The sequence below is a fragment of the Actinomycetota bacterium genome, assembly GCA_005888325.1.
In the GTDB taxonomy this organism is placed as follows: domain Bacteria; phylum Actinomycetota; class Acidimicrobiia; order Acidimicrobiales; family AC-14; genus AC-14.
The window spans coordinates 1-20,753 of the sequence record VAWU01000019.1 but is presented as its reverse complement, the minus strand read 5'-3'; the positions used below and the strand labels follow the sequence as shown (position 1 = coordinate 20,753).

Genomic DNA, 20,753 nt, shown 5'->3' with positions numbered 1-20,753 from the left:
GACCAGGCCGCCTACCACGAGCACTTCGGCACGTCGCACCCGATGTGGGAGTCGGATCGCGGCGGCGGCATGGTGTGGGCGGGCACCGCGCCGTACGAGGCGGCCATGGCGCTCCGCGAGGGCAAGGCGCGCCACATCGTCAACACGTTCGCGGTGGCGTGGGCGACCCAACGGGGCGAGATGGTCGGTGGCCCCGGTGAGGTTCACGCGCGCGAGCTGTTCAAGCAGAACCTCGAGGTGCCGTTCGGGTGGTTCCCACAGCCCGTGTACTTCGCCACCATCGCCCGACGCCACATGCACGACTACGGCACCACCCAGGAGCAGCTCGGCAGCATCGCCGTCGCATGCCGGCGCCACGCCAACCTCACCCCCGGCGCCGTGATGCACGACAAGCCGCTGACCATGGAGGAGTACCTCGACTCGCCGGCGATCGTCGAGCCCTTTCGCAAGGAGGACTGCTGCCTCATCTCCGACGGAGGGGCCGCGTACGTGATGACGACGCCAGAACGGGCGCGCGATCTGAGGCAACCATTGGTCGAGGTGGCGGGTGTCGGCATGGGCAACTCGTTCACCGGCACCCACTGGAGCCAGCAGCGGGCGTTCACGTCGACCCCGCAGGTGTTCGCCGCGCCGGTGGCCTTCGGCATGGCGGGCCTGGATCCCCCCGACGTCGACGTGTTGACCTGCTACGACCCGTTCACGATCGTGTCGCTGATGCAGATCGAGGACATGGGTTTCTGTGCCAAGGGCGAGGGAGGTCCGTTCGTCGAAGGCGATGCGTTGTCCTTCGACGGCGGCCGGCTGCCGTACAACACCCACGGCGGCATGCTCTCCCATGCGTACGTCCTCGGCATCGCCCACGTGGTCGAGGTGGTGCGCCAGCTGCGGGGCGAGGCCGCCGCCCAGGTGCCCGGCGCACGCGTCGGCGTGTACGGCGGCTACACCGGCCCGCAGGCGAGCACCCTCATCCTCCGCCGCCCATGAGCGGGGCGATGCGCGCCGACTTTCCGCTACCCGACATCGACTGGGAGCCGACGCGCGCCTTCTGGGCGGGAGCGGCGCGCCACGAGCTGCTCATTCCGCGCTGCGACGGGTGCGCCGCCTACACGTGGTATCCGCGTGAGCGCTGTCGCACATGCCGCAACCAGTCGTTCACGTGGACCGCGATGAGCGGACGCGGTCGCCTGTTCTCGTGGGCGGTGGTCACCCGCGCCTTCATCCCTCAGTTCGAGGGCAAGGTGCCGTTCGTGCCTGCGCTCGTCGCACTCGACGAGGATCCGGCGGTGCGCCTGGTCACCGAGATCGTCGACTGCGATCCCGACGACCTTCGCTTCGACATGCCGGTGCGCGTCGTCTACCGGCCGCTCGAGTTCGAAGGCATCACGCGGCGCGTCATCGCACCGAAGTTCACGCGTGCAGCCCCATGAGTCGCGCGACCTATTTTGGAAGCCCTGTCTTGACATGGAACACCCGTTTCGTACCCTTCAGCCCGTAGGCATCTCGGAGGGGGAACCATGGGCGACGGCGGAACATTGACGTTTCATGCGGCAACGCGATTGGCGTTGGACCTGCCGTCGGGAAACGCGGGCCCGTCGATTCGCAGCTGCACGACGTCGCGCGTGCTGCCGAACTCGATCGAACCGGTTGAGGTGGCGACGGCCGTCTGGCGGATGGCCTACGGCAACGACGACGCGATCGAGCGCAGGTTCGACGACCCGGCGCGCAGGGAGGCGGTGGCGTTTCTCGTCGAGCTCGTCCAGAAGGTCGAGGGACGATTGCTCGAAGGCTGGACAGATCATCCCGGAATCCTCGTTCAGCAGATCGCCGACGCGGCTGTGCCCAGCCATCCCGCGGATCGGGCGCAGCTCTGCGAGCAGTTCGGCATGGTGGTGCCCGCCAACAGGATCGCCGGCGAACGGTTGTTCGCGCTGGCCCACGAGCTCTGCGCGTCCATCACCGCCAACGTCCTTCCGATCCTCAGGGCCAGCCGGCCGCTGACGCGCGCCGAGACCTTCGGCCGGGCACGGGAGCTGAAGACCCGCGCATTCGTCCCGACCGGTCGGGCCGGCGAGTCCCGGGAGGCACGCGAGGCCGCGCGCATGGCCGTCGAGTGGGAAGTCGCGCGCCTGGCCGCCGAGCGCGAGGGCGCCCGGGTGGCCGCCGAGCAGGAGGCCGCGCGCATGGCCGCCGAGCTCGAGGCCGAGCTGGAGGCGGCGGAGGCGGCCGCCGCGCAGGAAGCCGCACGCGCCGAGGCGGCGCGCATCGCCGCCGAGCACGAAGCCGCTCGGGTGGCGACCGAGCGAGAGGTCGCGCGGGTAGCTGCCGAGGCGGCACGCGTCGCCGAGGAGCTGGAGCGCGCGCGCGTGGCCGTCGACGAGCTCGAGGCGATGGAGACGGCGCGCTTTGCCGCCGAGGCGGCGCCGGTGCCCGACGAGCCCGAAGCCCCCGGGCCCACGGCCACCGAGGTGCGCACGAGCCGCGTGGCCCCCGACCCGACGAGGAGCACGCGCGCCGCCCGGGGCGACGCGGAGAGCAAGGCGATCGCCTTCTTGTCCGCCGGCGCGGTCGTCCTGTTCGGGCTGAGCCGGCGGGCGAAGCGTCGCGCCTCGTAGTCCGCAGCCGCCGACCCCGCGTTCGTGACACCACCCGCCTCGGGCGGGCTAGAACGTGTCGCCATGACCGAGGTGCGCGAGCTCGCCACCGGGCTGCAGTTCCCCGAGGGACCCGTGGCCATGGCCGACGGCAGCGTGCTCGTCGTGGAGATCAAGCGGGGCACGCTCACGCGCGTCGGCGCCGCGGGTGACGTCGACGTCGTCGCCGACCTCGGCGGTGGGCCCAACGGCGCGGCCATCGGTCCCGACGGCGCGGTCTACGTGTGCAACGACGGCGGCTTCCTCTGGAGCGAGCGCGCCGGCATCAACATCCCGATGGACCTCGCGACCGGCAGCAACCAGCCACCCGATTTCGAGGGCGGCTGGATCGAGCGCGTCGACCTGGGCTCCGGCGCCGTCACCCGGCTGTACTCCGAGTGCGACGGGCACCGCCTGCGCAGTCCGAACGACATCGTGTTCGACGCGTCCGGTGGCTTCTGGTTCACCGACCTGGGCAAGCAACGCGCCCGCGACGTGGACCGCGGCGGCCTCTACTACGCGCAGCCCGACGGCTCGAGCATCGTCGAGGCGGCCTATCCCCTCTGGGGCGCGAACGGCGTCGGCCTCTCACCCGACGGCGGCCGCGTGTACGTGGCCGAGAGCTTCACCGGCAAGCTCCTGGCGTGGGACATCGAGGACACCGGGCGGGTCCGCGGTGGCGCGCGGGGGGCATCCGTCGTCGCCTGCACCAAGGGCCACTTCGACTCGCTCGCAGTCGAGGCCGACGGACACATCGTCGTCGCCGCGCTGCCCCACGGTCTGTGCGTGGTCTCGCCCGACGGGGACTACGAATACGTCGACATGCCCGACCCGCTCACCACCAACGTCTGCTTCACGGGCGCCGACATGCAGACCGCGCTCGTCACCTTGTCGGGGTACGGGCGCCTGGTGGCCCTCGACTGGCCCCGCCCCGGCCTCCGCCTCGAGCACCCATGACGACGATGGCCGAGCTCGTGCGCGCCCGCGCGGACGACGCCACGACTGGCCTGTTGTTCGAGGACGCTTCATGGACCTACGCCGAGGTCGTGCGGGCGGCGGCCGAACGGGCCGCACTGCTCCGGGAGTTGCGCCGATCCGGCCCGTTCCACGTCGGCGTGCTGCTCGACAACGTGCCCGAGTTCCCCCTGTGGCTGTCGGCGGCGGCGGTCGCGGGCGCGACCATCGTGGGGATCAACCCGACGCGCCGCGGCGCCGAGCTGGCGCGTGACATCACGCACACCGACTGCCAGCTGATCGTCACGGAATCGGGCCACCATCCTCTGTTGGAGGGCCTCGACATCGGGCTCGACGTCGATCGGACGCTCGTCATCGACACCCCCTCGTACCGCGAGCGGCTCGCACCACACGCCGGTGCGCCGCTCCCCGACACCGTGATCAGCGAAGGCGACCTCTACCTCCTCCTGTTCACCTCCGGCACCACGGGCGCGCCGAAGGCCGTTCGCTGCTCGCAGGGACGGCTGGCCGGCATCGGCAGCATCGTGGCGCAGATGTTCGAGCTCACGGCCGCCGACGTCTGCTACGCGGCCATGCCGATGTACCACTCCAACGCGCTGATGGCCGGATGGGCACCCGCGCTCGCGGGCGGAGCGACCGTCGCCCTGCGGCGCAAGTTCTCGGCGTCGGGCTTCCTGCCCGATGTGCGCCGCTATGGCGTGACGTTCTTCAACTACGTGGGCAAGCCGCTGTCGTATGTGCTCGCGACCCCTGAGCAGCCCGACGACACCGACAACCCGCTGCGCACGGTGTTCGGCAACGAGGCGGCCGACCTCGACATCGACCGCTTCGCCCAGCGCTTCGCCTGTCAGGTGATCGACGGCTACGGCTCGACGGAAGGCGGCGCGGCGGTCACGCGCTCGCCCGACATGCCGGCGGGTTCGCTGGGCCGGGCCCCCGAGGGCACCGTCGTCCTGAACCCCGAGACCGAGGAGGAGTGCCCGCCGGCGCGATTCGACGACAAGGGCGTGCTCCTCAACCCCGACGAGGCCATCGGCGAGCTGGTCAACCGGCTCGGCACCGCGGGGTTTGAGGGCTACTGGAGGAACGACGAGGCCAACGCGGCCCGCACGCGCGACGGCATGTACTGGACGGGCGACCTCGCCTACAAGGACGCGCAGGGGTTCGTGTACTTCGCGGGCCGCGACTTCGATTGGTTGCGCGTCGACGGTGAGAACTTCGCCGCCGCGCCCGTCGAACGCATCCTCGCCCGCTTTCCCGGCGTTGTGGTGGCTGCCGTCTACGCGGTGCCCGACCCCGACGTCGGCGACCGGGTGATGGCCGCCCTGCAACTGGTGCCGGGCGCAACGTTCGACCCCGACGCCTTCGCCGGCTTCCTCGAGCAGCAGTCCGATCTCGGCACCAAGTGGGCGCCGAGGTTCGTGCGCATCACCGGCGCGCTCCCCACGACGCCCACGGCCAAGGTGTTGAAGCGCGTGCTCCGCCGCGAGCGGTGGGAGACCGACGATCCCGTGTGGTGGCAGCCGGCGCGGCACGAGCCGTACCGGAGGCTGACGGCCGATGACGTCGCCGTGCTGGCGCGGGAGTTCGAAGCCCGCGGGCGCGCCGGCGTGCTCGCCGCGATGTGAAAACGGGTCAGTGGTCGGGGCCGAGGATCAGTCCGCTGGTGGGCACGCCGGTCCCCGCGGTGACGAGCACGTGCTCGGCCGCGTCGACCTGGTTGACCGACGTGCCGCGCACCTGACGCACGCCCTCGGCGATGCCGTTCATGCCGTGGATGTAGGCCTCGCCCAACTGGCCCCCGTGCGTGTTCACCGGGAGCCGGCCCCCGAGCTCGATCGCGCCGTCGCGTATGAAGTCCTTGGCCTCGCCTCGGCCGCAGAAGCCGAACTCCTCGAGCTGGCAGAGCACGAACGGGGTGAAGTGGTCGTAGATGATGGCGACGTCGATGTCGTCGGGGCCGAGGCCGGACGTGTTCCAGAGCTGGCGGGCGACCAGCGCCATCTCCGGCAGGCCCGAGATGCTCTCCCGGTAGTAGCTCGTCATCATGTCCTGGTCGCGCCCCGCGCCCTGCGCGGCGGCGCGGACGACCGCAGGCGGGTGGACCAGGTCGCGGGCGCGCGCCACGCTCGTCACGACGATCGCCTGTGCACCGTCGCTCTCCTGGCAGCAGTCCAGCAGGTGGAGCGGCTCGACGATCCAACGTGACTGCTGATGGTCCTCGATGGTGATGGGCTTCTCGTAGAACCAGGCCTTGGGGTTGGTGGCTGCATGCCTGCGATCGGCGACCGCCACGCGCCCGAAGTCCTCGCTGGCGGCGCCGAACTCGTGCATGTAGCGGGTGGCGAACATCGCCACCCACTGCGCCGGAGTGAGCAGGCCGAACGGCGCGTACCAGCTGAAGTGTGCGTTCTCCGCGTTTGCCATCGCCGGACGGTTCTGCACCCCCGCGCCGAAGCGGTTGCCCGAGCGCTCGTTGAAGGCGCGGTAACAGACGACGACCTCGGCCACCCCGGTCGCGACGGCCATGACCGCCTGTTGAATCGTGCCGCACGCGGCGCCGCCCCCGTGGTGGATGCGGCTGAAGAACGAGAGCTCGCCGATCCCGACGTTGCGTGCGATCTCGATCTCGGGATTGGTGTCCTGGGTGTAGGTCACCATCCCGTCGACGTCGGACGGCTGCAATCCGGCGTCGTCGAGCGCGGCAACCGTCGCCTCGACGGCCAGTCGCAGCTCGCTGCGCCCGGACTGCTTGGAGAACTCGGTCGCCCCGATGCCGACGATCGCGGCGCGGTCCTTCAGCGCGTTCGACTCGCTCATGTCGGCAGCGTCAACCAGACCGTGCCGGTGACGTGGTCGCCGCGACTGTTGGCGCCCCGGACCGCGACCTCGACCGTACCCGTCTCGTCGTGCTTGACCGTGACCTTCCCGGTCATCGTCATCGTGTCGCCCGGGTAGTTCGGTGCACCGAGGCGGATGGCAACCTTGTTGAGAACCGCATCGGGGCCCGCCCAGTCGGTGATGAAGCGACCGACGAAGCCGTTCGTGCTCAGGATGTTCATGAAGATGTCGTCCGACCCGCGCCCCCGCGCCAGGTCCGGGTCGTGGTGCACGTCCTGGTAGTCGCGTGACGCGATCGCGGTGGCCACGATCAACGTCCGCGTCAGCGGCACCGCCAGCGGCGGAAGCTCGTCGCCCACGTTGACATCCGCGTACTTCACGGGCGCACCCCTTCGATGGGGCGGGAGGCGATCGCTGCGCCCAGCCGGGCCAGCTGCGCGCTCGCGCCGCCCAGCTCCTCCGACAGCTGCTTGCCCCACAGGAAGTAGCGATGCACCGGATAGTCGACGTCGGCCCCCATGCCGCCGTGGAGGTGCTGGGTCGCGTGCACGACGCGCTGGCCTCCGTCCGCCGCCCACCACTTGGCCACCGCCACCTCCTGCGCCGCGTCGAGGCCCTCGGTGAGCCGCCACGCCGCCTGCCAGAGCGTGGCCCGCATCGCCTCCGTGTCGATGTACGCGTCGGCGGCCTTGAGCGCCACACCCTGGAAGGTCGACAGCGGCCGCCCGAACTGCACCCGCTCCGACGTGTAGGCGGCGGCCAGACGGAGCGCCTCCTCGCACACGCCGACCTGCAGCGCGCAGAGCCCGACGAGGGCGCGGTCCAGCAGCCACTCGACGACCCCGGCGCCGCCGAGCGGCTCGGCGGGCGCGCCCGAGAGGACCAGGTGGGATCGGAGCTCGCGGTTGGTCGTCTCCGCGCGCTGGTGCTCGACGCCGTCGCCGTTCGGGTCGACGAGGAAGGCGCGCACGCCCGCGTCGGTGCGTGCGGGAACGATCACCCGCGCCGCCGACTGCGCGGCCGGCACGCTCAACCGGGTGCCGTCGAGGCGCCACGCGGCACCGTCTGCCCGCGCGGTCAGCTCCGGCCCGAACGACTCGAGCGCGGCGGTGAGCACGACGTCGCCCGCGACGACGCCCGGCAGCCAGCGCTCGCGTTGGTCGGCGCTGCCGAACTCGGCGATCGGGAGCGCACCGAGCACGAGCGTCGGCCACAGCGGGACGGGCGACACCGTGCGACCCTGCTGCTCGAGCAGCAGGCACAGCTCGATGACCCCGAAGCCGCTCCCCCCGACTTCGTCGGGCAGCGCGATGCCGAGGAGGTTCGCGCCGGCGAGCTCGGCCCACACCGCCCGGTCGAACCGCTCGTCGCCCGCCTCGACGTCCTTCACCCGGGCCGTGGATGCATGACCCGCGAAGATCTGCGCGGCGAGGGCGCGCACCGCCTCCTGCTCCTCGCTGAACGCGAAGTCCATCAGCTCGCGTCTCCGGCCGCGGGGTGGAACTGCGGCAGCGTGAGCTCGTCGTCGAACGCCACGAACTCGACCTCGACGGGCATGCCCACGTGAACGTCGTGCGCGTCGACGCCGACGACGTTCGACACCAGGCGCGTGCCTTCTTCCAGCTCGACGAGCGCGACGACGAGCGGGTAGTCGAACGCCGCGACCTGCGGATGGTGGTTGACGACGTAGCTGTACACGACGCCCCGACCGCTCGCGTCCACCGTGTCCCACTCGAGCGACCGGCACGCGCCACACATCGGCCCCGGTGGGTGCCGCAGACGCCCACACGACGCGCACCGCTGGATGAGGAGCCTGCCCTGGGCGGCGCCCTCGAAGAAGAACGCGTTGTCCTGGGTGATCGCCGGACGCGGGCGCTTCGGGCGCGGTTCGGCCGCCGCGCCCCTCTCGCGCTTCTCGGGGGGCTTGAACTTCAGGATGCGGAAGCGCATCGAGCCCACTAGCTCGCCGTGCTGGTCGTGGTAGCTCACGCGGGTGGTGACGAAGTGGCCCGCGCCCAGCGCGGTCTGCTTCTCGGGGGACACCGACTCGATCGTCGTGGTCGTGCGCAGGTGGTCGCCGGGGCGCACGTAGCGGTGGTACTCCTGCTCGCAGTCCGTGGCCACGACTGAGGTGAAGCCGGCGTCGTCGAGCAGGCGCATGAGCTCGTCGCGCGGGCTACCACCCGCAACCGGACGAGGCCGGAGGCCGCGCATCACCCACGCCTGGAGCATCACGGGAGGCGCCACGATCCCACCGTGCACCGACGCGGCAGCTGCGTCGGCGTCGGTGTACACGGGGTTCTCGTCGCCGATCGCCTCGACCCAGTGCCTGATCATCGGCTGGTTGACGGGATCGGGGCCCACCTCGGCCGCGCCCACGTCGCGGCCCTCGAACGCCTTCAGCCGTTCGAGCAGGTCGGCATGGTGCTCGCTCACCGCGGCTGCCGCGCCATCTTCAGGCCGACCGAGGCCACGATCTCGCGCTGGACCTCGTTGACGCCACCCCCGAAGGTGTTGATCTGCGCGGCGCGCGCGGCACGCTCGACCTCGCCGCGCAGGGGGGCGCCGGGCGAGCCCGCACGCAGGTAGCCGACAGGACCGAGGATGGCGAGCAGCGTGCGGTACACCTCGATCAGGGTCTCGGTGCCGTAGACCTTCACCGCCGACGAGTCGGCCGGGCTCAGCCGGTCGGCCGCGATGTCGCTCGCCATGCGCCAGTTCAGGAGCTTCATCGCCTCAAGGCGGGCGTGCGCGCGGGCCAGGTCGAGCTGCACCCAGGGAGTGTCGAGCGCGCCGGTCTCGCGGGCCCACGCCACCACGTCGTCGTAGAGCCGGTGGGCGAGGCCACCGATGGCGGCGAGGCCCACCCGCTCGTGGTTGAGCTGGGTGGTGATCATGCGCCAGCCGTCGTTCTCGCGTCCGACCAGGTTCGCCACAGGGACGCGCACGTCGTCGTAGTACGTCGCCGTCGTCACGGCGCCGCCCACGGTGACGATCGGGGTGATCGTGAAGCCGGGCGACGACGTAGGCACGAGGATGATCGAGATGCCCTTGTGCTTCGGCGCGTCGCGATCGGTGCGCACCGCCAGCCAGACGTAGTCGGCCTGGTTGGCTCCGCTCGTGAAGACCTTGTTCCCGTTGACGACGTACTCGTCGCCGTCGCGCACCGCCCGCGTGCGCAACGAGGCGAGGTCGGTGCCCGCCTCGGGCTCGGTGTATCCGATGGCGAAGTTCAGCTCGCCCCGGAGGATTGCGGGGAGCAGCTGCGCCTTCTGCGCCTCGGTGCCGAACCGCATGATCGTGGGCCCGACCGTGTTGACGGTGACGAACGGGAACGGGGCGCCGGCGCGTTGCACCTCGTCGAAGACGATGAACTGGTCGGTGGGTGGCCGGCCCTGCCCGCCGTACTCCTTCGGCCAGCCGACCCCGAGCCACCCGTCGGCCCCCATCTTCGCGACCAGGGTGCGGAACAACGGGCTCCCCTCGCCCGACACGCCGAGCGCGGCGCGCACCTCGTCGGTCAACAGCTCGTCGAAGTAGGCGCGCAGCTCCTTGCGCAGCGCCTGCTGCTCGGGCGTGTAGTCGAGGTGCATCCGAGGACCGAATCTAGCAGCGGAGTAGAACGCGTTCCTGTGGCCGCACCCGCACGTATAGCGCCCTTTGATCAGCGCGCGACGGCCCGGGCCAGCTCGCGGAAGGGCACGTCCTTGTCGGGGCGCGGCTCGCGTGGGAGGCCCAGCACCCGCTCGCCGATGACGTTGCGCTGCACCTCGTCGGTGCCGCCCCCGATGCGGATGCCCCACTGGTTGAGGAACTGCTGCTGCCAGAACCCGTGGTGGGGCGCTCCTTCCAGCAACATCCCCTTGGCTCCCTCGAGCGCGAGCGCCAGATCGCCTGTACGCGCCACATGCCGCGAGTAGGCCAGCTTCAACACGGAGCTCTCGGGGCCGGGCATCCGTCCCTGGCTGATCGCGGTCTGCACCCGGTAGCCGAGATACTTCAGCACCTCGAAGCGGATGAACGCGTCGACGAGGCCCTGGCGGCTCATGGCGTCATCGGCGCGATCGAGCTCACGGGTCAGGCGCACCAGGTCGCCGAACGCCATGCCCCCACCGCTGCCGATGAGGGCGCGCTCGTTGGCGAGGGTGGTGAGGGCGACGCCCCAGCCGCCGTTCACCTCGCCGAGCACGTTGTCCGCCGGGACGCGGACGTCGGTGAGGAAGACCTCGTTGAAATGGGTCCGTCCGGTGATCTGGCGGAGCGGGCGCACCTCGATGCCGGGCGTCGCCATGTCGACCACGAAGAACGTGATGCCCCGGTGCTTGCGCGCGTCGGGGTCGGTGCGCGCGAGCAGGATCCCGAGGTCGCTGTAGTGGGCGCCGGACGTCCACACCTTCTGGCCGTTGACCACCCACTCGTCGCCGTCGCGCACGGCGCGGGCCGCCAGGCCCGCGAGGTCGGAGCCCGCGCCCGGCTCGCTGAACAGTTGGCACCAGATCCGCTCTCCGCGCAGCAGCGGGTCGAGCCACCGCTCCTTCTGGGCCTCCGTGCCGTGCGCGATGATCGTGGGTCCGGCCATGCCGATGCCAACCGAGAACACGCCCGCCGACACGTCGAACGCGGCCTGCTCCTGGTTGAAGATCATCGCCTCCACCGACGACGCGCCGCGTCCGCCGTACTCCTTCGGCCACGTGATGCCGGCCCAGCCCCCCTCGTAGAGGGTGCCCTGCCAGCGCTTGCACCGCCGCACGTGCGCCGCCTCCGCGTCGTCGTCGACGACCGCGGTGTGGTAGTGCCGGGAGAAGTCGGCATCGCCGGACTTCGGGCGTGCGTGCGCGACCAGCCAGGCACGGACCTCGGCGCGGAACGCCGCCTCTTCCGCGGTGTCGTCGAAGTCCATTCGGACGCGCCCCCTACCGGGCGCCGATCACCTTGACCGGCTCGGTCTTGGCCAGCAGGTCGCGCACGACCGGACCGATGTCAGCGGGCTCCCAGCGGTCGCCCCGGTCGACTCCGTGCCCGTGCCGCCAGTTGTCGGTGACCGAAATGCGTCCACCGCCGACCTCGAAGACCTGGCCGGTGACGTCACCGGACTCCGCGCTCCCGAGCCAGACCACGAGCGGGGCGATGTTCTCGGGCGCCATCGCGTCGAAGCCCTGCCCGGGCTTCGCCATCATGTCGGCGAAGAGCCCCTCGGTCATGCGTGTGCGCGCCGCGGGAGCGATCGCGTTGACGGTCGCGCCGTAGCGGCCGAGCTCGGCACCCGCCACGCGTGCGAGGGTGGCGATGCCGGATTTCGCCGCCGAGTAGTTGGCCTGGCCCACGTTTCCGTAGAGCCCCGCGCCCGAGCTGGTCAACACGACGCGGGCCTCCACCCGTTCGCCCGCCTTCGTCTGCTCGCGCCAGTATGCCGCGGCGTGGCGCGTCGGGCAGAAGTGACCCTTCAGGTGGACGCGCATCACCGCGTCCCAGTCGTCCTCGCTCATGTTCACGAGCATGCGGTCGCGCAGGATGCCGGCGTTGTTGACCAGCGTGTCGAGGCGGCCGAACGCGTCGATGGCCGATCTCACCAGGCGCTCGGCCCCGTCCCAGTCGGCGACGTCGTCGCCGTTGGCCATGGCCTCGCCCCCCATGCCCCGGATCTCGTCGACGACGTCGCCCGCGGGACCGGTGGAGCCACCCCGTCCGTCGAGCTCGGCGCCGAGGTCGTTGACGACGACCTTCGCCCCCTGACGGGCGAACTCCAAGGCGTGGGCGCGGCCGATGCCGCGGCCCGCGCCCGTCACGATCACCACCCGTCCGTCGCAGATCCCACTCATGCGGACGAGTAGAACACATTCCAGTTTTGCCCGCCAAAACCCCCGGGTCAGGCGTTCTGCAGGAGCAGGCGCGCCGCGTCCTCGAGGTCGTCACCCACCTGGCTGACGGGGTACCACCCGTTGACCCAGCCCAGCAGCGTCGAGAACCAGACGTGCGACAGGATGCGCACGACCGTGTCGCGGAGCTCGACCTCGACACCGTCCATCGCGCTCGACAGCACCTCGCCCATCACGACCGTGGTCTCCTGCTGGCAGTCCGAGACGGCCGGGTCGGGCGAGGAGATGGCGGTGATGAGGGCGGCGGCCAGTGGCGGCCGGCGCTCCATAGACCGGGTGGCACGCCGCACGACGTCGACCACCCGCTCGGCGGGTGTGTCGCCCGCCGGCGGGCGCTGGGCGAGCCTGCGCTGCACGTCCTTCGACCACTCGACCTGACACGCGGCCAGCAGGTGGTCCTTCGACGAGAAGTAGCGGTAGATGGTGCCGAGGGCCACGCTGGCCGTGCTGGCGACGTCACGCATCTGCACCGCGTCGTAGCCGCCCTCACCCGCGAGCTGGAACGCGGCCTCGATGACCCGGCTCCGCCGGGCCGCCTGGCTGCGGGTCAACGTCTCGGTGGTTGCGCTCACTGCCATCTCCGATCAGCGTTGGGGCTCGAGAGCAACCCGTGCCGGAGGCGCTCGACGACCTCGGGCCCCACGCCGAGGGCCTCCACGAACGCGAGGGTGGAGCCGTGCTTCCGCTCGATCGCAGCCAGCATCGACCGCATGACGCGCGCCGGCGCGCCGCGCGCGTCGGGCGGCAGCGACTTCCAGAGATCCTCGTAGAGCGGCAGCTCGCGACTGGCTCGGTCGAGGATGGCCCGCGCGACCGAATCGGTGAGCGCGTAGTCGGCCACGATGTCGTCGTCGTCGACCCCCAGCACCGCGAGCAGGATCGCGGCCAGCACACCCGTGCGGTCCTTCCCGGCGGCGCAGAAGAACACCGCCGGGTACACGTCGGGCTCGGCCAGGAGCCGCAGCACGGTGGCCACCTGCTCACCTGCGAGCCCGAGCATCGCCGCGTAGCCCTCGCCCATGTCGGTGACGCGTGTTGTGACGCGCGTGGTGGCGCGCGGCCGCGCGTCCCGGTCGGCGAAGAGCTCGTCGACCATCGGGACGTGCAGCGAACGCGTGGCCCCCGACGACTCGGCCGGCACCGGGCCACCCCGCTCGCGTTCGGTGCGTGTGCGCAGGTCGACGACGGTCACCACACCCAGCTCGTCGAGCAGCCGGGCCACGTCGGACGCGCTCATGCGATGGAGTGAGTCGCTGCGGAACAGCCGGCGCCACCGCACGACGCGACCGTCGCGTGTCGCGTACCCGCCGAGGTCGCGGAAGTTCAGACAGCCCTCGAACGTGATCGTTCGCTCCACCGCGCCGGCCGTCTCCATGGGTGCTCACTATCGCGCTCGGCGAGAACACGTTCCAGTTCTCCTCTACGATCCCGCGGTGCCCGGGCCACTGGAAGGCGTGCGCGTCGTCGAGCTGGGGGTGTGGGTGGCGGGGCCCGGAGCCGGGGGCATCCTCGCCGACTGGGGCGCAGACGTGATCAAGATCGAGCCGCGCACCGGTGACCCGGCCCGGCAGTTCGCCGGGATGCTCGGCGGTGACCTTCCGTTCAACCCGCCGTTCGAGCTCGACAACCGGGGCAAGCGCGGCATCGTCGTCGACCTCGCGGTGCCCGCGGGTCACGCGATCGCAATGCGGCTCATCGACGACGCCGACGTGTTCGTCACCAACGTTCGGCTCGCGGCGCTCGCGCGCCTCGGCCTCGACCCCGAGCCGCTCACGGCGCGCAACCCGGAGCTCGTGTACGCCGCGATCACCGGCTATGGCCTGACCGGCCCGGAGCGCGAACGCGCCGCGTACGACATCGGCGCGTTCTGGGCCCGGGCGGGCATCGCCCACATGCTCACGGCGCCCGGAGGCGTGCCACCGTTCCAGCGCGGCGGTATGGGCGACCACACGGTGGCGATGACCGCGGCGGGTGCCGTCTGCGCCGCCCTCGTCTCACGCGATCGCACGGGTCGCGGGCAGGTCGTGTCAACCTCGTTGTTGCGGCAGGGCGCGTACACCGTCGGCTTCGACCTCAACACCGCGCTGCGCTTCGGGGTGCCGATCGCCACCGCGACTCGCACGACGATCAAGAATCCGGTCGTCAGCTGCTACCAGGACTGCGACGGGCGTTGGTTCTGGCTGCTCGGGCTGGAGGGCGACCGCCACTGGCCCGACCTGGCCCGGGCGGTGGAGCGGCCCGAGTGGCTCGACGACCCGCGGTTCGCGACCGGCTCGGCTCGCCGGCGCAACTGCACCGAGCTCATCGGGCTGCTCGACGAGATCTTCGCCACACGGACGCGCGACGCGTGGGGCGAGGCGTTCGATCGTGAGGACATGTGGTGGGCGCCGGTCCACACGGTCGACGAGGTGCTGGCCGACGAGCAGATGGCTGCCGCCGGCGCCTTCGTCGAGGTCCCCGACGAGGGCGGCACGGCAACGATGATCTCGTCACCCGCGGACTTCGCGGGCACTCCGTGGCAGGTGCGGTCGATGCCGCCGCAACTCGGCGAGCACACCGACGAGGTGCTACGCGAGCTCGGCTACGACGACGACGCCATCGCCGCGCTGCGGGCGGAGGGTGCCGTCCACTGACCCGCGAGTGCGTGCGCCCGGTCAGACCAGCTCGGCCGCGAGCATGGCGCCGATCTTCAGCAGCTGCGGTGTGGTGCCGCCCAGCGTCAGCTCGATCTGCTTCGCCAGCAGGAAGTAGCGGTGCAGCGGATAGTCCTTGTCGACCCCGATGCCACCGTGCAGGTGCACGGCTGCGTGCACGACGCGCTGTCCCCCTTCGGCCGCCCAGAACTTGGCGATGGCCACCTCGTGGGCGGCAGGAAGGCCGGCCGAGATGCGCCACGCCGCCTGCCACGCGGTCAGGCGGATCGCCTCGGTGTCGATGTAGGCGTCGGCGGCGCGCTGGCCCACGGCCTGGAAGGTAGCGATGGGCCGGTCGAACTGCTCGCGCGTCTTCGTGTACTCCGCGGTCATCCGCAGCGCCTCTTCGCAGACCCCGATGGCGAGCGCGCACAGGCCCACGGTCGCGCGCTCGACGATCCATTCGACGATGGCTGCGCCGTCACCGGCCCCGCCGATCAGCTCCCCGGGGGCGCCCGAAAGCTCGAGGCGCGCCTCCGGCCGGCCGCTCGTCGTGTCCTGGCGCTGGCGCGTCACGCCACCGGCGTCGGGGTCGACGAGGAACACGCCGACCGTGTCCTCACCTGTGCGCGCGGGCACGAGGATGCGATCGGCCGACAGCCCGGCGGGAACGCAGATCTTGACGCCGTCGAGGCGCCAGCCGTCGCCGTCGGGCCGGGCCACGGTCGTCGGTCGTGCGGGGTCGGCGCCGAACTCCACGAGCGCGGCGGTCAAGATCAGGTCGCCCGCGACGACACCCGGCAGATACCGCGATCGCTGCTCGGCGGAGCCGAACTCGGCGAGCGGGAGCGCGCCCATCACGATCGCGGGCAGGACGGGGAGCGGCGCGGCCGTACGCCCCACCTGCTCGAGGAGCAGGCAGACCTCGATGAAGCCGAGGCCGCTGCCGCCGACGTCTTCGGGCAGGGCGATCCCGAGCAGGTTGGCCTTGGCCAGCTCGGCCCACGTGGCGCGGTCCACGAGCTCGGTGCCCCCCTCGAACTCCTTGAGCCGCTCGTGGGTGACCCGCTCGCCGAGGATCTGTCGGGCGAGGTCACGCACCGCTTCCTGCTCTTCGCTGAACGAGAAGTCCATGGGTCGCTCCTTCGTGCCCTACCGCGATGCCATCGGCATGCCGAGACCGAAGACGGAGATGAGGTCGCGCTGGATCTCGTTCGTGCCGCCGCCGTAGGTGAGGATGATGAGGCTGCGGTACATGCGCTCCATGCGCGACTTCATCGTCGCCTCGGGGGAACCCGCCTTCAGATAGGCCAGCGGGCCGACGACCTCCATCAGCAGCCGGAAGGCCTCGAGGTAGAACTCGGTGCCGAACACCTTGATCGACGATGCGTCGGCCACGTCGAGTCGCTTCTGGGTCGCGGCCCACGCGACCTTCCAGTTGATGAGCTTCAGGAACTCGAGGCGGGCGTCGACCCGGGCCAGGTTGAGCTGCACCCACTCCTGGTCGATCACCCGTCGTCCGTCGGGGAGCTTGGTGGTGCGCGCCCACTCGTGCACCTCGGCGAACGTGCGCTCGATGATCCCCGGGGAGCAGAGCGTGACCCGCTCGTGGTTGAGCTGGTTCGTGATGAGCGACCAGCCGTTGTTCTCCTCCCCCACCAGGTTGCCCACCGGCACGCGCACGTCCTCGTAGAACGTGTAGTTGATGTTGTGCTCGCTCAGCAGGTGCATCGGTACGACCTTCACCCCGGGCGTCGACATCGGCACGATGAACATCGAGATGCCCTTGTGCTTCTTCACCTCGGGGTCGGTGCGGGTCGCTAGCCACACGTAGTCGGCGTCGCCGGCCAGGCTGGTGAAGATCTTCTGACCGTTGATGACGTACTCGTCGCCGTCGCGCACCGCTCGCGTCTTGAGCGCGGCGAGGTCGGTGCCCGCCCCCGGCTCCGTGTAGCCGATGCAGAAGTGGATCTCGCCCTTGAGGATCTTGGGCAGGAAGAACTGCTTCTGCTCCTCGGTGCCGAAGTTCATGATGGTGGGGCCGACCGTGTTGATCGTGAGCATTGGCACCGGCGCGCCGGCGCGCATCGACTCGTCGAAGAAGACGAACTGCTCGATGGCCGACCGCCCCTGCCCGCCCCACTCCTTCGGCCAGCCGATGCCGAGCCAGCCGTCCTCACCCATCCGACGGACGATCCGGCGCATGGCCTCACCGACGCCGTTCGCGTGGGCGAGCTCCTCCTCGACCTCGGGCGTCAGCAGCTCGGCGTAGTACGCGCGCAGCTCCTGACGAAGCGCTTCCTGGTCTTCGGTGTAGCCGATGTCCATGTGGAACACGTTATAGTCCGCCTCGGCCCGGCTGCCACACGTCGCGAAGCGCCGAGATGACGACGAGCACCGACTCTCAGCGAGTACAGAGATGACCGACCTGCTCGAGGGCAAGGTCGCGTTGGTGACGGGCGGGGGCGGTGGCATCGGGCGTGGCATCTCCGAGACGTTCGCGGCCAGCGGGGCCAAGGTCGCGGTCGCCGACGTCGACGAGCCGCGCGCCCGGGCGACGGTTGCCCACATCGCCGAGCGCGGTGGCCGCGCGGAGGCGCACGTCGTCGACGTCACCGAGCCGGAGCAGGTCGCGGAGCTCGCGTCCACCCTCGGGGCCGTCGACGTGCTCGTCAACAACGTCGGTCACTACCTGTACCGGGCCGTCGACTTCGTCGAGACCTCGCAGGCCGAGTGGGACGCGCTGTACCGCGTCAACCTCGAGCACGTGTTCCTCTGCTGCCGGGCGTTCGTTCCCGGCATGATCGAGCGGGCCCGGGGTGGGAGCGTCATCAACCTCTCGACCGTCGAGGCGTTTCGGGGCAAGCCTCAGTCCGCGGTGTACGCCGCGTTCAAGGGCGGGGTCACGCAGTTCACCAAGAGCCTCGCGCTGGAGCTCGGCACCCACGGCATCCGCGTCAACGCGATCGCACCCGACCTCACCGAGTCGCTCCAGGTGCCCTACGACCGCTGGGTTCCCGAGGCCCAACAGCACCTCATCCCCACGTGGGTGCCGCTCGGGCGGTTCGGGAGACCCGACGACATCGCCGGCGTCGCCCTCTTCCTCGCGTCGGAGCTGTCGGCGTTCGTCACCGGCACGACCGTGCACGCCGACGGCGGGAGCTACGCCGCCGGCGGCTGGTTCCGCACCGAGCGCGGCGGTTGGACCAACCGTCCCCTCGCGCCGTAGCCGCCCCCCCTTCCCGGGTTGGTCGTCACCTCAGGCCGAGCATGTCGGCCACACCCAGGCGCGCGCCCGCGGTGAAGCCGCCGTCGACGACCAGCGCATGGCCGGTGACGAACGAGGCGTCGTCGGACGCGAGGAACAACGCGGCCGACGCGATCTCCTCCGGGTTCCCGAAGCGGCCCAGCACGTGGGCGTCCCGGTAGCGGTCGCGCACCTGCGCCATCACGTCGAGGTCCATGACCGAGCGCAGCATCGGTGTGTCGATGAAGCCGGGGCAGATGCAGTTCACCCGGATGCCCATGCGGCCGTAGTCGATGGCCATGTTCTTGGTGAGCAGCACGACACCGCCCTTCGACGCGTTGTACGCGCTGCCTCCCTCGGTGCCCTCGATGCCCTCGATGCTCGCGATGTTCACGATGTTGCCCGCCCGCTGCTCGACCATGGCCACGAGCGCGCGCTTGCACACGAGGTACGTGCCCTTGAGGTTGACGTCGAGCACGCGGTCCCACTCGTCGGCGCCCAGCTGGTGCACCGGACCTCCGCCGGCCACACCAGCGGCGTTGACGACGACGTCGAGGCGGCCGTGTGCGGCCAACACATCGGCGACCGCGCCCGCCACCGCATCCTCGTCGCGCACATCGATTGCGACCGCGCCATCAACTGCGGTGCCGTGTACGTCGAGGCCGACCACGACGGCGCCTTCGGCGCGGAACCGGCGCGCGCACGCCTCGCCGATTCCGGATGCCGCGCCGGTGACGAGCGCGACCATCCCGTCCAACCGACCCATGCCGTATGCTCGCTGAAACGTGTTCTAGAGGTCAAGGACGGCCCATGAGATTCGCCCTCTTCTACGAGATCCCGGTGGCGCGCCCGTGGAACGCCGAGAGCGAGTACCTCGCGTACCAGCACACGCTCGAGCAGGCGATCCTCGGCGACCGCATGGGGTTCCACAGCATCTGTACGGTCGAGCACCACTTCCTCGAGGAGTACTCGCACTGCTCCAACCCCGAGGTGCTGTACGGCGCCATCGCGGCGCGCACCAAGAACATCCGGCTCGGCTATGGGGTGCGTCTGTTGCCGAAGCCGTACAACCATCCCATCCGGAGCGCGGAGTCGGCGGCCGTCCTCGACCTGCTCAGCGACGGGCGCGTCGAGTTCGGCACCGGGCGCTCATCGACGCGTGCCGAGCTCGAGGGGTTCGACGTCGATCCCAACGAGACGCGTGAGATGTGGAGCGAGGCGCTCGAGCACATCGTGGGCGCGTGGACGAACGAGGTGTACCAGGCGGACGGAAAGCACTGGCGCATGGGAGCGCCGCGTCGGGTGCAGCCCAAGCCCCGCCAGAAGCCACATCCGCCGCTTTGGGGCGCGACGAGCAGTCCCGACGGACATCGCGAGATCGGCCGCCACGGGATCGGCCTGTGCTCGTTCACCGTCGGCGTGCCGCCCGAAGAGCTCACCGAGCGCATCGGCCTCTACCGGCAGGGGCTCGCGGAGTGCAAGGAGCCGGCCGGCAAGTTCGTGAACGACCAGGCGGCGACGTTCACCATGGTGCTGTGCGCGCCCACCAAGGAAGAGGCCTACGAGGTGGCGGCCGAGTCGTTCGTCTGGTACGTGCGGACCGGCGTGCGCCTCATCGCGTCGGTCGCCGACCTGCTCGAGGGCAAGGACCTCGGCACCTACCAGTACACGGCGCAGATGCACGAGACCGATCGCACCGGCCTCCTCGACCACCTCACGTTCGACTACCTCCACACCACGGGCTCGTCGGTCGTCGGCGACCCCGACGAGTGCATAGAGACGGCGAAGCGCTACGAGGCGGCCGGCTGCGACCTGCTGCTCTGCCTCGTCAACCCGTACAAGATCCCCCACGACAAGGTCATGCAGACGATCGAGCTCCTCGGAAAGCACGTCCTGCCCGAGTTCGCCTGATCGCCCTCTGGGGTTCTCAACCCCGCGCAGTGGTGCCGATGACGCACACCGCCCGAGGTGACGCGCTCGATTCGACGTCGCCCGCATCACCACCCGAGCCTTTCGATGCTGGCGATGGCGGCGTCGCAGATCCGTGCCTGTCGCTCCGCGATCGTGCCCGTGTCGTCGTCAGCTGGTCGCTTCGGTGACGGCGGCGGCCGCGCGTCCACGTCGGTGCCGTCGGGCTTGAGCCAGCGCCGGTGCCCGGGCCCGCCCTCCAATCGATAGCCCTCGTGCGTCTTCTGGGCGTGGTGGAACCGGCACAGCCGGGCCAGCGCGTCGAGCCTGGAGACGCGCGTCGCGCTCCAGGGCTCGACGTGGTCGATCTCGAGCCCGACGCGCACGTGACAGCTCGGCACCACACACTCGGGGTCGCGCACCTCGAGGGCGCTGCGCTGGTGCGCGGTGGGCCGCCGCCCCAAGTGCGCCACCGTGGAGACATCCACCCCGTCGCTCACGACGGCGGTCACGAACGCGTCGTCCAGCATCGAGCGCACCACGCTCACCGGCACCCGCCCGCCGCCGGCGACCTCGCAGCGCTCACCCGCTTCTGCCTTTCCTCGCACCAGTGCGGCGTGGTCGATCACGACGTGCACGGTGT

The 20,753-nt window shown here is 70.8% G+C and carries 20 protein-coding genes and 1 pseudogene; 8 read left to right on the top strand and 13 right to left on the bottom strand.

The window, feature by feature from the left end; translation table 11 throughout:
• The first annotated feature begins 344 nt into the window (after positions 1-344).
• From E6G06_05320 to E6G06_05300, 5 genes and pseudogenes are all read left to right on the top strand, one after another.
• Positions 345-1,151: pseudogene (locus E6G06_05320) on the top strand (hypothetical protein).
• A gap of 15 nt (positions 1,152-1,166) precedes the next feature.
• Positions 1,167-1,427 (top strand): OB-fold domain-containing protein, encoded by a 261-nt coding sequence (locus E6G06_05315; GenBank protein ID TML92607.1) that lies wholly within the window; start codon positions 1,167-1,169, stop codon positions 1,425-1,427.
• Between the two features lie 87 nt (positions 1,428-1,514).
• The gene (locus E6G06_05310; GenBank protein ID TML92474.1) at positions 1,515-2,612 is read left to right on the top strand and encodes a hypothetical protein; all 1,098 of its coding nucleotides are present in this window, start codon (positions 1,515-1,517) and stop codon (positions 2,610-2,612) included.
• 72 nt (positions 2,613-2,684) lie between these two features.
• Positions 2,685-3,587, top strand: a complete 903-nt coding sequence (locus E6G06_05305; protein TML92606.1) for an SMP-30/gluconolactonase/LRE family protein — start codon at positions 2,685-2,687, stop codon at positions 3,585-3,587.
• Positions 3,584-5,233, top strand: coding sequence for an acyl-CoA synthetase (locus E6G06_05300; GenBank protein TML92473.1), 1,650 nt, complete (start codon positions 3,584-3,586; stop codon positions 5,231-5,233). Before E6G06_05305 ends, E6G06_05300 begins: the two co-directional genes overlap by 4 nt.
• A gap of 7 nt (positions 5,234-5,240) precedes the next feature.
• Here the strand turns inward: E6G06_05300 and E6G06_05295 are convergent, their stop codons facing one another.
• The 9 genes from E6G06_05295 to E6G06_05255 form a co-directional block, all read right to left on the bottom strand.
• Positions 5,241-6,425, bottom strand: a complete 1,185-nt coding sequence (locus tag E6G06_05295) for a lipid-transfer protein (GenBank protein ID TML92472.1) — start codon at positions 6,423-6,425, stop codon at positions 5,241-5,243.
• Positions 6,422-6,826: an acyl dehydratase gene (locus tag E6G06_05290; GenBank protein ID TML92471.1), complete on the bottom strand. Its 405-nt coding sequence runs from the start codon at positions 6,824-6,826 to the stop codon at positions 6,422-6,424. Before E6G06_05290 ends, E6G06_05295 begins: the two co-directional genes overlap by 4 nt.
• Positions 6,823-7,920: an acyl-CoA dehydrogenase gene (locus E6G06_05285; protein ID TML92470.1), complete on the bottom strand. Its 1,098-nt coding sequence runs from the start codon at positions 7,918-7,920 to the stop codon at positions 6,823-6,825. The genes E6G06_05290 and E6G06_05285 overlap by 4 nt, the downstream gene beginning before the upstream one ends.
• Positions 7,920-9,164, bottom strand: a complete 1,245-nt coding sequence (locus tag E6G06_05280) for a hypothetical protein (GenBank protein ID TML92469.1) — start codon at positions 9,162-9,164, stop codon at positions 7,920-7,922. The genes E6G06_05285 and E6G06_05280 overlap by 1 nt, the downstream gene beginning before the upstream one ends.
• Positions 8,879-10,039 (bottom strand): acyl-CoA dehydrogenase, encoded by a 1,161-nt coding sequence (locus E6G06_05275; GenBank protein TML92468.1) that lies wholly within the window; start codon positions 10,037-10,039, stop codon positions 8,879-8,881. The genes E6G06_05280 and E6G06_05275 overlap by 286 nt, the downstream gene beginning before the upstream one ends.
• A 71-nt stretch (positions 10,040-10,110) precedes the next feature.
• Complete coding sequence (locus E6G06_05270; GenBank protein ID TML92467.1) at positions 10,111-11,346, bottom strand: acyl-CoA dehydrogenase; 1,236 nt, start codon at positions 11,344-11,346, stop codon at positions 10,111-10,113.
• A 13-nt stretch (positions 11,347-11,359) separates the two neighbouring features.
• Complete coding sequence (locus E6G06_05265; GenBank protein ID TML92466.1) at positions 11,360-12,265, bottom strand: SDR family NAD(P)-dependent oxidoreductase; 906 nt, start codon at positions 12,263-12,265, stop codon at positions 11,360-11,362.
• 47 nt (positions 12,266-12,312) lie between these two features.
• Positions 12,313-12,900 carry a TetR/AcrR family transcriptional regulator gene (locus tag E6G06_05260; protein TML92465.1) on the bottom strand — a complete coding sequence of 196 codons (588 nt, stop codon included), beginning with the start codon at positions 12,898-12,900 and terminating at the stop codon, positions 12,313-12,315.
• Positions 12,891-13,697 carry a tyrosine-protein phosphatase gene (locus E6G06_05255; GenBank protein ID TML92464.1) on the bottom strand — a complete coding sequence of 269 codons (807 nt, stop codon included), beginning with the start codon at positions 13,695-13,697 and terminating at the stop codon, positions 12,891-12,893. Before E6G06_05255 ends, E6G06_05260 begins: the two co-directional genes overlap by 10 nt.
• 58 nt (positions 13,698-13,755) lie before the next feature.
• On the opposite strand from E6G06_05255, the gene E6G06_05250 reads away from it, so the two are divergent.
• Entirely contained in the window at positions 13,756-14,955 is a 1,200-nt protein-coding gene (locus E6G06_05250) for a CoA transferase (protein ID TML92463.1), read from the top strand.
• Positions 14,956-14,976: 21 nt separating this feature from the next.
• Here the strand turns inward: E6G06_05250 and E6G06_05245 are convergent, their stop codons facing one another.
• Both E6G06_05245 and E6G06_05240 read right to left on the bottom strand, forming a co-directional pair.
• Entirely contained in the window at positions 14,977-16,089 is a 1,113-nt protein-coding gene (locus E6G06_05245) for an acyl-CoA dehydrogenase (protein TML92462.1), read from the bottom strand.
• 18 nt (positions 16,090-16,107) lie between these two features.
• The gene (locus E6G06_05240) at positions 16,108-17,283 is read right to left on the bottom strand and encodes an acyl-CoA dehydrogenase (protein TML92461.1); all 1,176 of its coding nucleotides are present in this window, start codon (positions 17,281-17,283) and stop codon (positions 16,108-16,110) included.
• Positions 17,284-17,374: 91 nt separating this feature from the next.
• On the opposite strand from E6G06_05240, the gene E6G06_05235 reads away from it, so the two are divergent.
• Positions 17,375-18,184, top strand: a complete 810-nt coding sequence (locus tag E6G06_05235; GenBank protein ID TML92460.1) for an SDR family oxidoreductase — start codon at positions 17,375-17,377, stop codon at positions 18,182-18,184.
• A gap of 25 nt (positions 18,185-18,209) precedes the next feature.
• Here E6G06_05235 and E6G06_05230 read toward each other — a convergent pair whose 3' ends face one another.
• A complete protein-coding gene (locus E6G06_05230) occupies positions 18,210-18,968 on the bottom strand; it encodes an SDR family oxidoreductase (protein ID TML92459.1) in 759 nt (252 codons plus the stop codon).
• Positions 18,969-18,973: 5 nt separating this feature from the next.
• Between E6G06_05230 and E6G06_05225 the strand changes: the two genes are divergently transcribed.
• Positions 18,974-20,113, top strand: coding sequence for an LLM class flavin-dependent oxidoreductase (locus tag E6G06_05225; protein ID TML92458.1), 1,140 nt, complete (start codon positions 18,974-18,976; stop codon positions 20,111-20,113).
• Between the two features lie 86 nt (positions 20,114-20,199).
• Here E6G06_05225 and E6G06_05220 read toward each other — a convergent pair.
• Positions 20,200-20,753, bottom strand: a 554-nt coding sequence (locus E6G06_05220) for an HNH endonuclease (protein TML92457.1), incomplete at its 5' end; no start/stop codon positions are given.

Coding starts and splice junctions, on each gene's coding strand:
- E6G06_05225 (TML92458.1), top strand. CDS start 18,974: ATGCTCGCTGAAACGTGTTCTAGAGGTCAAGGACGGCCCATGAGATTC.
- E6G06_05245 (TML92462.1), bottom strand. CDS start 16,089: ATGGACTTCTCGTTCAGCGAAGAGCAGGAAGCGGTGCGTGACCTCGCC.
- E6G06_05230 (TML92459.1), bottom strand. CDS start 18,968: ATGGGTCGGTTGGACGGGATGGTCGCGCTCGTCACCGGCGCGGCATCC.
- E6G06_05255 (TML92464.1), bottom strand. CDS start 13,697: ATGGAGACGGCCGGCGCGGTGGAGCGAACGATCACGTTCGAGGGCTGT.
- E6G06_05295 (TML92472.1), bottom strand. CDS start 6,425: ATGAGCGAGTCGAACGCGCTGAAGGACCGCGCCGCGATCGTCGGCATC.
- E6G06_05265 (TML92466.1), bottom strand. CDS start 12,265: ATGAGTGGGATCTGCGACGGACGGGTGGTGATCGTGACGGGCGCGGGC.
- E6G06_05235 (TML92460.1), top strand. CDS start 17,375: ATGACCGACCTGCTCGAGGGCAAGGTCGCGTTGGTGACGGGCGGGGGC.
- E6G06_05315 (TML92607.1), top strand. CDS start 1,167: ATGAGCGGACGCGGTCGCCTGTTCTCGTGGGCGGTGGTCACCCGCGCC.
- E6G06_05285 (TML92470.1), bottom strand. CDS start 7,920: ATGGACTTCGCGTTCAGCGAGGAGCAGGAGGCGGTGCGCGCCCTCGCC.
- E6G06_05270 (TML92467.1), bottom strand. CDS start 11,346: ATGGACTTCGACGACACCGCGGAAGAGGCGGCGTTCCGCGCCGAGGTC.
- E6G06_05260 (TML92465.1), bottom strand. CDS start 12,900: ATGGCAGTGAGCGCAACCACCGAGACGTTGACCCGCAGCCAGGCGGCC.
- E6G06_05275 (TML92468.1), bottom strand. CDS start 10,039: ATGCACCTCGACTACACGCCCGAGCAGCAGGCGCTGCGCAAGGAGCTG.
- E6G06_05240 (TML92461.1), bottom strand. CDS start 17,283: ATGGACATCGGCTACACCGAAGACCAGGAAGCGCTTCGTCAGGAGCTG.
- E6G06_05310 (TML92474.1), top strand. CDS start 1,515: ATGGGCGACGGCGGAACATTGACGTTTCATGCGGCAACGCGATTGGCG.
- E6G06_05300 (TML92473.1), top strand. CDS start 3,584: ATGACGACGATGGCCGAGCTCGTGCGCGCCCGCGCGGACGACGCCACG.